This window comes from Enterocloster bolteae (genome assembly GCF_002234575.2).
In the GTDB taxonomy this organism is placed as follows: Bacteria; Bacillota; Clostridia; order Lachnospirales; family Lachnospiraceae; genus Enterocloster; species Enterocloster bolteae.
The window spans coordinates 1609706-1623222 of record NZ_CP022464.2 but is presented as its reverse complement, the minus strand read 5'-3'; the positions used below and the strand labels follow the sequence as shown (position 1 = coordinate 1623222).

The 13517-nt window shown below is 49.7% G+C and carries 15 protein-coding genes and 1 pseudogene; 5 read left to right on the top strand and 11 right to left on the bottom strand.

Annotated features, from left to right (window positions below; translation table 11 throughout):
• Nucleotides 1-317: 317 nt before the first annotated feature.
• The 5 genes from CGC65_RS07715 (at nt 318) to CGC65_RS07690 (ending at nt 4175) form a co-directional block, all read left to right on the top strand.
• Entirely contained in the window at nt 318-731 is a 414-nt protein-coding gene (locus tag CGC65_RS07715; protein WP_009256047.1) for a cysteine-rich VLP domain-containing protein, read from the top strand.
• A gap of 111 nt (nt 732-842) precedes the next feature.
• Complete coding sequence (locus CGC65_RS07710) at nt 843-1238, top strand: replication initiator protein A (protein ID WP_006772917.1); 396 nt, start codon at nt 843-845, stop codon at nt 1236-1238.
• A 187-nt stretch (nt 1239-1425) separates the two neighbouring features.
• Nucleotides 1426-2370: a MobV family relaxase gene (gene mobV, locus CGC65_RS07700; RefSeq protein ID WP_006772916.1), complete on the top strand. Its 945-nt coding sequence runs from the start codon at nt 1426-1428 to the stop codon at nt 2368-2370.
• A gap of 43 nt (nt 2371-2413) precedes the next feature.
• The gene (locus tag CGC65_RS07695) at nt 2414-2569 is read left to right on the top strand and encodes a hypothetical protein (RefSeq protein WP_187383133.1); all 156 of its coding nucleotides are present in this window, start codon (nt 2414-2416) and stop codon (nt 2567-2569) included.
• 94 nt (nt 2570-2663) lie between these two features.
• A complete protein-coding gene (locus CGC65_RS07690) occupies nt 2664-4175 on the top strand; it encodes a recombinase family protein (RefSeq protein ID WP_006772914.1) in 1512 nt (503 codons plus the stop codon).
• A 234-nt stretch (nt 4176-4409) separates the two neighbouring features.
• Here CGC65_RS07690 and CGC65_RS07680 read toward each other — a convergent pair whose 3' ends face one another.
• The 11 genes and pseudogenes from CGC65_RS07680 to CGC65_RS07635 form a co-directional block, all read right to left on the bottom strand.
• Nucleotides 4410-4679, bottom strand: a complete 270-nt coding sequence (locus CGC65_RS07680; RefSeq protein ID WP_002569980.1) for a hypothetical protein — start codon at nt 4677-4679, stop codon at nt 4410-4412.
• 221 nt (nt 4680-4900) lie between these two features.
• Nucleotides 4901-5427, bottom strand: a pseudogene (locus CGC65_RS32775) (IS1182 family transposase); the annotation flags it as partial.
• Between the two features lie 178 nt (nt 5428-5605).
• Entirely contained in the window at nt 5606-6961 is a 1356-nt protein-coding gene (locus tag CGC65_RS07670) for an ABC transporter substrate-binding protein (protein WP_007038414.1), read from the bottom strand.
• 73 nt (nt 6962-7034) lie between these two features.
• Complete coding sequence (locus CGC65_RS07665) at nt 7035-7862, bottom strand: carbohydrate ABC transporter permease (RefSeq protein WP_002569982.1); 828 nt, start codon at nt 7860-7862, stop codon at nt 7035-7037.
• Entirely contained in the window at nt 7853-8800 is a 948-nt protein-coding gene (locus tag CGC65_RS07660; RefSeq protein ID WP_227898691.1) for a carbohydrate ABC transporter permease, read from the bottom strand. The genes CGC65_RS07665 and CGC65_RS07660 overlap by 10 nt, the downstream gene beginning before the upstream one ends.
• Nucleotides 8766-9671: an ABC transporter ATP-binding protein gene (locus CGC65_RS07655; RefSeq protein ID WP_330361559.1), complete on the bottom strand. Its 906-nt coding sequence runs from the start codon at nt 9669-9671 to the stop codon at nt 8766-8768. Before CGC65_RS07655 ends, CGC65_RS07660 begins: the two co-directional genes overlap by 35 nt.
• Before the next feature lie 10 nt (nt 9672-9681).
• Nucleotides 9682-9864 carry an ATP-binding cassette domain-containing protein gene (locus CGC65_RS32225; protein ID WP_007038416.1) on the bottom strand — a complete coding sequence of 61 codons (183 nt, stop codon included), beginning with the start codon at nt 9862-9864 and terminating at the stop codon, nt 9682-9684.
• Nucleotides 9865-9884: 20 nt separating this feature from the next.
• The gene (locus CGC65_RS07650) at nt 9885-10445 is read right to left on the bottom strand and encodes a CD3072 family TudS-related putative desulfidase (protein ID WP_002569985.1); all 561 of its coding nucleotides are present in this window, start codon (nt 10443-10445) and stop codon (nt 9885-9887) included.
• A 141-nt stretch (nt 10446-10586) separates the two neighbouring features.
• Nucleotides 10587-11567 carry an ABC transporter ATP-binding protein gene (locus tag CGC65_RS07645; protein ID WP_002569986.1) on the bottom strand — a complete coding sequence of 327 codons (981 nt, stop codon included), beginning with the start codon at nt 11565-11567 and terminating at the stop codon, nt 10587-10589.
• 1 nt (nt 11568) lies between these two features.
• Nucleotides 11569-12606 carry an ABC transporter ATP-binding protein gene (locus CGC65_RS07640; protein WP_002569987.1) on the bottom strand — a complete coding sequence of 346 codons (1038 nt, stop codon included), beginning with the start codon at nt 12604-12606 and terminating at the stop codon, nt 11569-11571.
• On the bottom strand, nt 12606-13505 hold the full coding sequence (locus CGC65_RS07635; protein WP_002569988.1) for an ABC transporter permease: 900 nt from the start codon (nt 13503-13505) through the stop codon (nt 12606-12608). Before CGC65_RS07635 ends, CGC65_RS07640 begins: the two co-directional genes overlap by 1 nt.
• Between the last annotated feature and the right edge of the window lie 12 nt (nt 13506-13517).

The following is a 13517-nucleotide window of genomic DNA, read 5'->3' as shown; positions in this document are numbered from 1 at the left end:
CCGAGAGCGTGGAAATAGGCAGTTTTTTTGGCGGATTTCCTACCTCTTGGATATACGGGACGAACGGTCATTTAGGTGTAGACTTAGGGTAGTTCATCGATGGACAGCACCTTGAAAACCGAATGACCGTCCGAAAAGAAATACCCCGGCCGGGGAAGCACCGCAAGGAGACGGACTTCTGGACACTTTGTCCAGAGGTCACTTCGGGACAAGTGTCCAGAAGCTGCGGGGAGCGTGCCAACGCCGGAACACGCCGCAGGAATGGGGCAGGAAGCCTTTTCGGGGCGAACGGCAAAAGCGAAAAATGGAGGGAACGCATGAGAGATAACCCCTATAAAGACTTGCCACCGCTGGAACGCAGGCCGGACGGTTCCCTTTACCGCATGACCCCAGCGCAGCGGAAACAGGCAAACGCCCTGATCCGCCGGGAGTGCTGCTGTTATGAGGACGGGAACTGTATGTTCCTTGACGATGGGGACACCTGCACCTGTCCGCAGACGGTTTCTTTCTCGGTCTGCTGTAAGTGGTTCCGCTGGGCGGTTTTGCCGCTGGACAAGACGCTGGAAGCGGAGATTTTCCGGGATAAGGACTTGAAACGCTGTGCGGTCTGCGGCGGTGTGTTCGTCCCTAAATCCAACCGGGCAAAGTACTGCCCCGACTGCGCCGCCAGAGTTCACAGGCGGCAGAAAACAGAAAGTGAACGGAAAAGGAGGTCTACTGTGGACAGTTAGGGGCTGAAAAGTCCTTGATTTTCAAGGCTTTGCAAGCACAGAACAGGGGCAGGCAATAGAAACTACCGTCTGCCCCCGGAAACAGGCTTCTAACCGTCCACAAAACACGATATGGCAAACACCATTTATATCCATCAGCCGGAAAAGGCGGTCAGCTTTACCCGGCTTCCCAATTTCCTTTTTGAAGCCCCCACATTCACACCCCTGTCCAACGAAGCAAAGGTTCTGTACGCCTTTATCCTGCGCCGGACAGACCTATCCCGAAAAAACGGCTGGGCAGATGAATACGGGCGGATTTACCTCTACTATCCCATTAACGAGGTAGTGGAGCTGCTCCACTGCGGGCGGCAGAAAGCGGTCAATACCCTGCGGGAGCTACAATATGCCGGACTGGTGGAAATCCAGAAGCAGGGCTGTGGAAAACCCAACCGCATTTATCCAAAATCCTATGAAGCGGTTTCAAACACCGACTTCAAGAAATCCGGTTATGGAACGCCGGAGGACTGAAAACCGCACTCATAGAGTACGATAATCAATCCTCTTGAAGTACGAAAACCGGACGGTATATAGAAATACAGAGATTAAAACGATTTTATTTATATCTATTCCATTCCAATCCTATCAGAGATAGTTTCGGCGGGATTTTCCCTGTGGAAAACCCGCTGGAAAAGAATGGAACGAGGAAAGGAGCAGAATGGCACAACACGCAATCTTGCGGTTTGAGAAACACAAGGGCAACCCGGCAAGGCCGCTGGAAGCCCATCACGAACGGCAAAAGGAACAGTACGCCAGCAATCCCGACATTGACACCAGCCGGAGCAAATACAACTTCCACATTGTTAAGCCGGAGAGCAGGTACTACCACTTTATACAGAACCGTATTGAACAAGCTGGCTGCCGCACCCGTAAGGATAGTACCCGGTTTGTGGATACGCTGATTACCGCCAGCCCGGAGTTTTTCAAGAAGAAGCCCCCAAAGGAGATACAGGAATTTTTCCATAGGGCGGCTGATTTCTTAATCGGGCGGGTAGGCCGGGAAAATATCGTATCGGCAGTGGTACACATGGACGAGAAAACACCCCACCTGCATTTGGTCTTTGTCCCTCTGACAGAGGACAACCGCCTGTGCGCTAAGGAGATTATCGGCAACAGAGCCAATCTCTCAAAATGGCAGGACGATTTTCACGCCTATATGGTGGAGAAATATCCCGACTTGGAGCGTGGGGAAAGTGCCAGCAAGACAGGCAGGAAGCATATCCCCACCCGTCTGTTCAAGCAGGCGGTCAATCTATCCAAACAGGCAAGAGCCATTGAAGCCACGCTGGACGGCATTAACCCGCTGAATGCCGGAAAGAAAAAAGAGGAAGCCCTCTCCATGCTGAAAAAGTGGTTCCCACAGATGGGGAATTTCTCCGGGCAGTTGAAAAAATACAAGGTCACAATCAATGACCTGTTAGCGGAAAATGAAAAGCTGGAAGCAAGGGCAAAAGCCAGTGAAAAAGGCAAGATGAAAGATGCGATGGAACGGGCAAAGCTGAAAAGCGAACTGGACAATTTACAGCGGCTGGTTGACCGTATCCCGCCGGATATACTGGCGGAACTGAAACGGCAGCAGCGGCAGCATGGAAAGGAAAGGTGATTTTATAAGTACCACTATCAGATACAAAAAGGAAACGGAAGTCGTGACTTTTCAAGGCAGGGAAATCACGCTGGAAAACCTCTCCCCGGTGTTCACGCCGGAGCAGGAAGCGGCAAAACGCCGGGAACTGGAACAGCAACTTTATGAGGTGTTCCGCAAGTATGCCGACAAACGGCAGAGTGAGGAAGCCGGGGCATAAGGTTTTCCAAAGCCATCGTTGATTTGCGGGGCTGCTGACGGTATAATAAAGGTGTCAGCAGCTCCGTTTCTTTTTTAAGAAAAGGAGCGACAATATGAATAATCGAATAGACGCAATCTATGCAAGGCAATCGGTAGACAAAAAGGACAGCATTTCCATTGAAAGCCAGATTGAATTTTGCAAATACGAGTTGAAAGGCGGTAACTGCAAGGAATACACAGACAAGGGGTACAGCGGCAAGAACACAGACCGTCCGAAGTTTCAAGAACTGGTGCGGGACATCAAGCGGGGCTTGATTGCAAAAGTCGTGGTTTACAAACTCGACCGTATCAGCCGTTCCATTCTGGACTTTGCCAACATGATGGAGCTGTTCCAGCAGTACAATGTGGAGTTTGTGTCCTCTACGGAAAAGTTTGATACCTCCACCCCGATGGGGCGGGCTATGTTGAATATCTGTATTGTGTTCGCCCAGTTGGAACGGGAAACGATACAGAAGCGGGTAACGGACGCATACTATTCCCGCAGTCAGCGGGGCTTCAAAATGGGCGGCAAGGCTCCTTACGGCTTCCACACCGAGCCTATCAAAATGGATGGTATCAATACAAAAAAGCTGGTGGTAAATCCAGACGAAGCGGCAAATATCCGGCTGATGTTTGAGATGTATGCTCAGCCCACAACCTCCTACGGGGACATTACCCGGTACTTTGCCGAACAGGGGATTTTATTCAACGGCAAAGAGCTGATACGCCCCACGCTGGCGCAGATGTTACGCAATCCTGTCTATGTGCAGGCAGACCTTGATGTGTACGAATTTTTCAAAAGTCAAGGGACGGTCATTGTCAATGACGCTGCCGATTTTACTGGCATGAACGGCTGCTATCTGTATCAAGGGCGAGATGTGAAGCCCAGCAAAAAGAACGACTTGAAAGACCAAATGCTGGTACTGGCTCCCCATGAGGGCATTGTTCCCTCCGACATCTGGCTGACCTGCCGCAAGAAGCTGATGAACAACATGAAAATCCAGTCTGCCCGAAAAGCTACCCATACATGGCTGGCGGGAAAAATCAAGTGCGGGAACTGCGGGTATGCCCTTATGAGTATCTTCAATCCCTCCGGCAAGCAATACCTTCGCTGTACGAAACGGCTGGATAACAAGAGTTGTCCGGGGTGCGGGAAAATCATTACTTCGGAACTGGAAGCGGTTGTTTATCAGCAGATGATAAAGAAACTGGCAAGCTACAAGACGCTGACAGGCAGAAAGAAAGCGGCAAAGGCAAACCCTAAAATTGCCGCCCTGCAAGTGGAACTTCTCCATGTGGACAGCGAGATTGAAAAGCTGGTGGACAGTCTGACGGGTGCAAACAATGTTCTGCTCTCCTATGTGAATGTGAAGATAGCGGAACTGGACGGGCGCAAACAGGAACTTGTGAAGCAGATAGCCGAGTTGACGGTGGAAGCCATCAGCCCGGAACAGGTCAATCAGATTTCCGGCTACCTCGACACATGGGACAATGTATCCTTTGACGACAAGCGGCGGGTGGTGGATTTGATGATTACCACCGTTGCCGCTACAAGCGACAGCTTGAACATCACATGGAAAATCTGATGGGTGGAACCCCTCCCGTCAGATACCTACCCTGTGTAGTCCCTTGTAAACTGTACTTTTGTGTGCGCTAAACTATTATTGTCCATTTTGGACCTCCTGTGCTTTTTATTTGTGGTTTGCAGACCTACATCTAGTTTAGCACAGGAGTTGCTTTTATCTGAAGATATTCCCTCCACCTGCAGAGCAGGTGGTTTATTTTTACTGTGACACAATAGAAAAGCGTCGCAATCCCTTTTAGGACTGCGACGCTCGATTAGCCTGCTTGCTCTTATTTTTGTTTTTTCCACGGCAAAGCTGTCCACCCTTGTCGGGCAGATATGAATACAGGCTATTGTCGTAAGAAATATATTCGCCGTCCAAAAACTGTTCAAAAAACTGTTCCCGGAAAAACATATGCCATGGATTGGATGCCAGCAGATAAAACAGGATATACAGCAAGCATTTTCGATGTACTGAAAAAGTTGTTTCTTTTGTGGCACCGACTACCAATACCCGCTTTTTCATGTTGGCCTCCTTTCCACAAAAAGCAATGAGCCGTTGTCCAAAGTTGGATAACGGCTCTTGCTTAAATACTTATAAAGTTATTCAATAAGAGCTTGAGATTATCCCTTCAAAGACAGCTCTTTATTGTTAAATATGCACTTGTCAGTTACACTCGTACCCTTGTAACCTTAATACTTTCCCTGCCCTGCAAGCACCTCGGTAGCCCCTGCCAAATAAAGAGGTTCGGTTTGGAAATCCGTACCCGTATCTTCCCTCAGTTCTTTCCGACGTTTGTTGATCTTCATAAATTTTGTTCGTTCTGCATTTTTCTCTGCATTGTATTTATAAAGACATTAACTTATATGCTCACATCCGCTGTAATCCGCGCAGCCATACATCTCGAACGTCTGGGTATAACTATCCTGTTCTTTGCTCTCCGTCCGGATATGCCGCAGTTCCCTCCACCATGACTAACTGGCAATTGAACATATGCTTCTCTTTCATCCGCATAAACGTTGCTTCCAGGTCGGTCTTGGAATAGCCTTTACGGTCTTTCCCCATGAGCTCAAAGCATTCATTCCTTATATTCCATCAGACGGCTCCCACACAGCTCCAGCTCATCATAGAGCTTCTGGATTTCCGTTTTCTGTTTTCCCTTCCCATAAACGAATCGGATTCCATCCCTTTCAGTTGTCCGTTTTAGGTTTTCCTGCAATTTCAGGAGCTCAAGCGGGGAACATCTGTCGATCTCTATGAGCGTATGATTAGAAAACCAGTTGATAAGTTCGGCCAAGTTGGGTATGAACTTTTGTAGTGTAATTATTTATTCGCATACTTAATTATATCACGGATGGCGGACTCTTCGGAGTGCGTTTTTCCATTTCCCGGCACCAGAAAGGAGCATATCATAGACTATTCATCTACTTTTGCAGACAGCTCCCTACTGATTAATTGTTTCTGGCTTCTTCCATGGCTTTCTCACCAATTGCCTGGGCATCCTTCAGGGCGCTGTCCAAATCCTTTTCTCCGCTGAATACCAGGTCCAGCTGTTCGCCCAGAGCATCCAGCGCATTGATGCCTCCGATATTCCTGGTTCCCTGGAACCCGTTATCCATATTATCAAAGCAAAGCTGTTTGATAGGTTTTTCCGCCAGAACAGCAGCAAATACCGGGGCATGCTGGGCTGACCTGCGCACGGGTATGTAGCCTGTCTGGGCTGCAAAATAAGCGGTATTCTCTGTATTGGTCAGGAATTTAATAAAATCCCATGCCGCCTGCTTCTGCTCTTTGCTTCCTGTGTTGAATACAGTTATATTGGTTCCATAGTAGAGCTGGTCATTTGTCTTATAGGCTGGAAGGGCTGCCGCATTGATCATGATTCCCTCCAATGTATCGTTTTCAATATAGGGAAGGGCTGAAGTGGATGCCACGCACATGGCCGCGCGACCCTGCTGCACAGGAACATTGGCATTCTTGTCCTCACCTGCAAACCTTACTGTTTTTGCCTGGAACATACTGTTCAGGAACTGGATAGCTTCCTTGGTCTCAGGCGTATCAAAGTAAAGCTCGTTGGTCTCCTCATTCATGGTCCTGCCACCGCACTGCTTCAGCCAGGGCGCAATATCCGTGGACAGGTTGTTTGCAAACACGGTGCCGTAAACATCCGGTTCCCCGTCCCCATCCGTATCCTTTGTCAGCTTTTTATTGGCAGCTTCCCATTCTTCCCATGTCGTGGGAACCTCCACGCCTGCCTCCTCCAGCATTCCTTCATTATAATACAGCACCATCATGCTCTTATTAAAAGGCATAGCATACTGCTTACCATCCCAGATGCCATCATCAAAAAACATTTTCGGGATATCATCATAATCTTCCTGGATAAATCCGGCTCCCTCCGCCTGCATATAGGGCGTCAGGTCTTCAACCAAATCCTTGGAAATATACCAAGAGAGCCGGTTGGAATACACCTGGGCCATGGTTGGCAGCTGGTCTGCCTTGGCAGAGGCCATTAATTTGTCGAACAAATCCAGGTAGCCGCCCTGGTTCACAAGGGTTACCTTTACATCGGGACGCCCTGCCATAAAATCATCTGCTATCTTCTGGATTGCCTCTTCATTGACGCCGCTCATTGCATGCCACCATGTGATTTCCACCTGGCTGTCCCCGGCATTTTCCTGTTTCTGCGCCTCGGACTGCGTCTGTGCAGGCGTCCCGGCGGGCGCTGCTGTCTCCTGTTTGCTGCCGCAGGCAGCCATGGAGCACACCATGGCTGCTGCCATGAACCCCAACATCATTTTTCTCATGTTCTTTTCCTCCAATATACATATTGTTTTTATGAAAAACCATTTGGTTTTTTCCGTATTCCATCCACTGTCATCACCCTTTTAAGCCGGCGCTGCTCACCCCCCGGATAATATATTTCCGGGCAAAAAAATATACCAGCAGTATGGGTGAGATAATCATAAGTGAAAATGCCATCAGCGTATTATACTGTACGCCGGCCTCTGTGGAAAATGCAGCCAGCGCTACGGGCAGGGTTCTCATTTCATTGGTATTGGTCACAATCAACGGCCACATATAGGAATTCCAGCTGTTAATGAGTTTGAGCAGTGCAATCGCCACTATGGTAGGCTTGCTCATGGGGACCATGACAGTGATTAGATACCGAAATCTGCGGCATCCGTCTATACGGGCAGCCTTATAATAAGCAGCCGGTATGGATGAAAACTGCTGCTTCAGCAAAAAGATGGAAAACACGCTGGCGCACCATGGCAGAATAAGGGCTTTATATGTATTAATCCAACCCAAATCCGCCAGCGTCACATAATTAGGTATAATCAGTATCTCCCCCGGCACCATCATGGTTGCCACCAGGAGCATGAACAGAGCGTCCCTGCCCTTAAAATCCATCTGGGAAAATGCATAGGCAGCCAGTATGGTGGTGACCAATTCCCCTGCCGTGATTGCAAGGGAGACTATGGCACTGTTGAAAAAATAAACTGCAAAAGGGGCTGCGCGGTACGCATCCACATAATTTTCCCACATAATGACAGACGGGAAACATTTAGGAGGCATCATCAGAACCTCCCTGGACGGTTTCAGCGAGGTAAGAAGCATCCACACAAAGGGCAGCAGCACAAAGGCAGCTCCGGCCAGCAAGATACAATATCCCCCGGCCCTTGCAGCACGTTTCTTTAATCCCATGATTTCCTCCTTCTGGACAGCAGAAACTGCAGCAGTGTAATTGCAAAAATCAACAGAAACAAAAAGAAGGCTGCGGCTGCGGCTATAGAGAATTCCCAATGCTCGTAAAATTTATTAAATATGTAGTAGACAATGGTAAGACCGCTCCTGGACGGTCCCGGCTTATGGTTATACATGACATAGACTTCATCAAATGTCTTAAAACATCCAATGACCGTGGTTATGGAGAGGAATATAAGAATTGGCTTCAGCATGGGAATGGTCACATGCCAGAACCGGTTCATGGTCCTGGCCCCGTCCACCCGTGCAGCGCTATAGTACCTTTTATCAATTCCCTGAAGGGCTGCCAGAAAGATAATAATCCTGTACCCCAATCCTTTCCATATGCACAATGCCACCAGTATGGGCATGGTCATGTGCCTGTCCGTCATCCAGGCGATTTTCTTTCCTCCAAAAAAACGTATAACCCCATTTACCAGACCGTAATCCTTGTTAAGCATCCAGCTCCACACAATGGATACCGCCACCATGGAAGTGACAAAGGGCAGAAAGTAAACACTCTGGAAAAAAGGCTTGAACCGTATGTTGCTGTTTAACAGCAGAGCAAACAAAAGACCTGAGCCAATGGACAGGGGCGCCGCAAAAAACACCAGTACACATGTATTCTTCATTGCAATCCGGAAATTCTCATCGCACAGGATGTATCTGAAATTTCCCAGTCCCCATTCGTACACCGTGTCTGTCAGATAGTCAAACCTGGTGTAAAACCCCATCATAAAAGATTTATATATGGGATACACCTGAAATGTAAGCAATATGGCCAGGGCCGGCGCCAGATATAGCCAGGCACTCATCTCTCCCCATGTTCTGGTCTTTTGTCCCCGTTTTAAACCTGTATCCTTTTTATTTCCCAGCTCTCCCATTACACTCTGTTTCACCTTTCTCCGGGAAAAGGTATATTTTCTTTACCGCCAGATTTATAACATCACCTATCCCGTAATTATGGTCCCAGCTTACACAGGCTGTCAGCCTGTGGCCCCAGGTCTCCACCTTCAGGTAAATTTCCTTTCCAAGGGTCTGGACAGCAATCACCCTCCCCCTAAAATCACTGTGTTCCCGGCTGGCCACCACATAAATATCCTCCGGCCTGACACCTACCTCCAGGTCTGCCTGTTCCTCAGGCAGACCGGTCTGCTCCCACACGCACTTTTTAACCGGCAGCTCCATGCTGCCATGACCGCAGTCCTGTACCATCAATTTTCCCCCAACCATCCGGCAGGTAAGGAAGTTAATCGGCGGATTTCCAAGGAAACCAGCTGTAAACCGGTTGGCAGGATGGGTATACATATCCTTGGGTGTGGAATACTGCTGCATCACCCCTTCCTTCAGCAGAAGAATCCTGTCCGATATACTCATAGCCTCTTCCTGGTCATGGGTCACGAATATGGTGGTGATCCCCAGCTGTTTCTGCAAGGAACGTATTTCATCCCTCAGTTCAATTCTAAGTCTTGCATCCAGATTGGAAAATGGCTCGTCCAGCAAAAGAATCTTCGGCCGTTTTACCAGTGCTCTTGCAATCGCCACTCTCTGCTGCTGCCCTCCTGACAGCTGGCTGGGTCTGCGGTTTAAAAGATCTTCAATCTGCATCATCCCAGCCACTGCCCTTACCCTTTCCTCCCGCTGTGCCTTCGCAATATGGCGCATACGAAGGGGAAACTCAATATTCCGGCCTACCGTCATATGGGGATACAGGGCATAGTTCTGGAATACCATACCGATGTCCCTGTCCTCTGCCTCCACCTGGTTCACTCTCTTACCATCAAAAAAAAATATCGCCTTTTGTAGGCGGTTCCAAACCCGCAATCATGGAAAGTGTGGTGCTTTTCCCACAGCCCGACGGCCCCAGAAGGCACACCAGCTCCCCTTCCCTGATTTCGACGGACAGCCCTTTAACAGCCGTGGTGTTCCTGAATTTCTTGGTTATATCCTTTAAAATAATCACCAACTATCCCCTCCCGTGTCTTATGTACCTGCAACCAAAGACATGACTGCCTGCAGGTCCCCTGGCTTAAGTCCCTCCACAGGCAGCTGGATTCCTTCTTCCTCCATCATGGACTTAAGGACCTCCATCATGACTCCTGTTCCCGGCGCGCTATGACAGGTGGACAGTACCTCCTGCAAGTCCGTCCTTCCGGAGAACTCTCCTCCCCAGCACCCGCTGCAGGTACGCGACACTCCGCAGCTTGGACTGCCGTCAATGCCAACCACACCCAGCACAGAAAAACGCCCCTGTTCTCCCGGTGCCATATATGCCTTCATCTGAGTGAGAATAGGCTCCAGAATTTTTCTGCAATGCTCCCTGAAAAACGGATTGTCAAACTGCTCCTTTGTATGTCCCCACCGACCTGGTCCATAAAGGGTAAATTCCGGACAAGGCAGCTGAACCAGCTGAATTCCCTGTTCAACTGTCTTTACCACAAACTCCAGCCTGGACTCTTCCTCCTTTTTCCCGGTATCCCCGTACCGTACCACCTTGGCGGCTGTGTTCAAAATACAATGACTGACAAACAATATCTTCTGCATACTATATATCCACACCTTTGGCTGTTTTTCGCTCCTGCATTTGATTACTCTGACCTATAAGCGTAACCTTCATTATAGCACCTTATAAGCTTGTATTTTAATAGGATATTTCTATATGGATTTTTATATAATATATAATTTCTATTTCATTGCAATTCCACCCATCCGGTGGCAGGCCACCCTGTGTCCCGGATAAATTTCCTCCAGCTCAGGAGCCGACCTACGGCATTGGTCACAGGTGTAAGGGCAGCGGGTGTGGAACACACATCCCTTAAATTCATCGGTGTACATCGGCAGTTCGCCTTTAAGAGAGACCGTTCTCTTCTTGTTAAAGTCCGGAATGGAGGCAAATAATGCCTGTGTATACGGATGAAGGGGATGAGAAAAGAGTTCGTCCGTACCGGCCTCTTCCACCAGTGTACCAAGATACATAACGCCGATACGGCTGGATATATACCGCACCACGCCGATATCGTGGGATATGAACAGCAGACTTAGGTTCATCTCTCTCTGCAGGGAGGTCAGCATGTTCAGAATCTGAGACTGAATGGACACATCCAGCGCAGAAACCGGCTCATCACAGATAATCAGCTTCGGGTCGATAATCAGCGCCCTTGCAATACCCAACCGCTGCACCTGTCCGCCGGACAGCTCGTGTGGATAGCGGAAGTAATAATCATCGGACAATCCGACCATTCCCAGAATTTCCATCACCTTTTGGCGGCGCTCTTCTCCGTCTTTCATCCCCTGGACTATAAGGGGTTCCTCCAGCAGGGCCCCGACGCGTGAGCGGGGATTCAGGGAGGACAATGTATCCTGAAAGACCATCTGCAAATCCCGGCGCAGAGGGCGGAATTCACTGTCACTCAGCCTGGTCAGGTCCTGGCCTTTATAAAGGATTTCACCGCTGTCAGGTTTTACCAGACCCAGGATGGACCGTCCCGTAGTGCTCTTTCCGCAGCCGGATTCCCCCACCAGGCCATAGGTCTCGCCCTCGTACAGCGCCAGGCACATATTGGAGACTGCCCGCATATATGTCCTGGGAGGAAACAGCTTTCCCAGAGGGCCATATACAGGGTAGCGTTTCTGAAGGTTCTTCATTTCTAAAAGTGGCGTCTTCATCTTACATCACCTCCTGTTCCGTAACATATTTCCAACACTTTGCTTTATGGCCGGGATACACCTCCACAGATGGAGGGTTTTGCAGCATACAGCGCTGGTCAGCGTAAGGACAGCGGGTACAGAAACGGCATCCCTCAGGCACATTGGACAAGGGCGGCACCACGCCAGAAATCACATGCAGGGGCTGGCTGCGGTCTGAATCCAGACGCGGGATACAGTCCAAAAGCCCCTGGGTATATGGGTGAAGGGGACGGGCAAATAATGCTTCAGCCTGGGCCTCCTCAACAAGATTGCCAAGATACATAACGCGGACACTGTGGCAGATCTGGGCCATGGCTCCCAGGTCATGGGTGATAAACAGGACTGACATCCCCATGCGCTCGTTCAGTTCTGCAATCAGGTTTAAAATCTGCTCTTGTATGGTAACATCCAGAGCCGTGGTGGGTTCATCGGCAATCAGCAGCTTCGGCTCACAGGACAGAGCCATGGCAATCATCACCCTCTGCTGCATACCGCCTGACAGTTCGTAAGGATACTTTGTCATACAGTCCTGCGGGTTGGGTATGCCGGTCAGGTGCAGCAGCTCCCCGCACCGTTCCTCAGCCTGCTGTTTTGTCATCTTTTTATGCAGTATCAGCACTTCCGATAGCTGTCTGCCGACGGTGTGAACCGGGCTTAAGGATGTCATAGGGTCCTGAAAAATGACTGCAATCCGGTTGCCCCGTACTCCGCGCATTTCAGCCTGGGACACCTTTAAAAGGTCCTTGCCCTCAAACAATACCTGGCCTTCATAGTTCACATCCGAGTCGTATTCCCGCAGACGCAGGATTGACTGGGACATAACGCTTTTGCCCGAGCCGGATTCCCCCACAACGCCCACGATTTCTCCGGGCCTGATGCTCAGACTCACGCCGTCCACCGCTGTCAGTACTTTTTTCCGGGCCGTAAACCTTACCTTCAAATTACGGATTTCCAGCAATGTCCCTGCTTCATCAGTCATTTTATCTTGTATTATATTTTGCATTTCGTCTGTTTTCATTATCCTTTCTTCCTCCCTGCCGTACGCGGGTCAAGGTAATCCCGCAGTCCATCACCCAACAGATTCAGGCTGAGTACGCAAAGCACTACTGCCAGCCCCGGAAACAGAACGGTCCATGGCGCTTTCTGAAGCACCTGCTTACTGCCCTGCAGAATGTTGCCCCAGCTTGCAGCCGGGGCAGGAATGCCCGCCCCCAGAAAGCTCAGTGACGCCTCAGAGATGATTGCCTGTGCGAAAATAAAGGATGCCTGAACCGTCAGAGGCGAGATTACGCTCGGCAGGATCAGTTTCCAGAGTATGCGTCCACTGCCTGCGCCCTGTACCTTGGCTGCTTCCACATAGGGCAGGCCCCTGGTCACCAGGGCGCTGCTGCGCACAATCCGGGCAACACTGGGGGTGTAGACGATGGTCAGGGCTATTATTACATTTAGATTGCTTGCTCCCAGCGCAGCCATAAGCGCAATGGCCAACAGAACACCTGGTATGGCTATCAGGCCCTCACAGATACGCATGAGGATGTGATCCAGGATTTTGAAGTAGCTGGCATAGATACCGGTGACCGTACCCAGGACGCAGGACAGCAGCGCCACGGCGCCGCCTACCAAAAGAGAGACTCTTGCCCCATAGAGCACGCGAATCATCAAATCCCGGCCGAATTCATCGGTGCCAAAGGGATGGTTTAGACTTGGCCCCTTCAGACGGTCTGCAATAGCCATTTCATTGGGGTCCACATTGACAGCAGCAGGAATGATTATGGCAGCCAGCGCAATGAGAATAAAAACGGTAAGTCCTATAATCAGTCCTGGATTGGAAAAAAAACGCTCACGGCAAATCTGACGCTGTTCGCGGAGGATGACTTCACTTGTCTGGCAATCCGTTGCGGTATTTGATATTTTCATGATCTTCTCCTC

Coding starts and splice junctions, on each gene's coding strand:
- CGC65_RS07715 (WP_009256047.1), top strand. CDS start 318: ATGAGAGATAACCCCTATAAAGACTTGCCACCGCTGGAACGCAGGCCG.
- CGC65_RS07710 (WP_006772917.1), top strand. CDS start 843: ATGGCAAACACCATTTATATCCATCAGCCGGAAAAGGCGGTCAGCTTT.
- mobV (WP_006772916.1), top strand. CDS start 1,426: ATGGCACAACACGCAATCTTGCGGTTTGAGAAACACAAGGGCAACCCG.
- CGC65_RS07690 (WP_006772914.1), top strand. CDS start 2,664: ATGAATAATCGAATAGACGCAATCTATGCAAGGCAATCGGTAGACAAA.
- CGC65_RS07680 (WP_002569980.1), bottom strand. CDS start 4,679: ATGAAAAAGCGGGTATTGGTAGTCGGTGCCACAAAAGAAACAACTTTT.
- CGC65_RS07670 (WP_007038414.1), bottom strand. CDS start 6,961: ATGAGAAAAATGATGTTGGGGTTCATGGCAGCAGCCATGGTGTGCTCC.
- CGC65_RS07665 (WP_002569982.1), bottom strand. CDS start 7,862: ATGGGATTAAAGAAACGTGCTGCAAGGGCCGGGGGATATTGTATCTTG.
- CGC65_RS07650 (WP_002569985.1), bottom strand. CDS start 10,445: ATGCAGAAGATATTGTTTGTCAGTCATTGTATTTTGAACACAGCCGCC.
- CGC65_RS07645 (WP_002569986.1), bottom strand. CDS start 11,567: ATGAAGACGCCACTTTTAGAAATGAAGAACCTTCAGAAACGCTACCCT.
- CGC65_RS07640 (WP_002569987.1), bottom strand. CDS start 12,606: ATGAAAACAGACGAAATGCAAAATATAATACAAGATAAAATGACTGAT.
- CGC65_RS07635 (WP_002569988.1), bottom strand. CDS start 13,505: ATGAAAATATCAAATACCGCAACGGATTGCCAGACAAGTGAAGTCATC.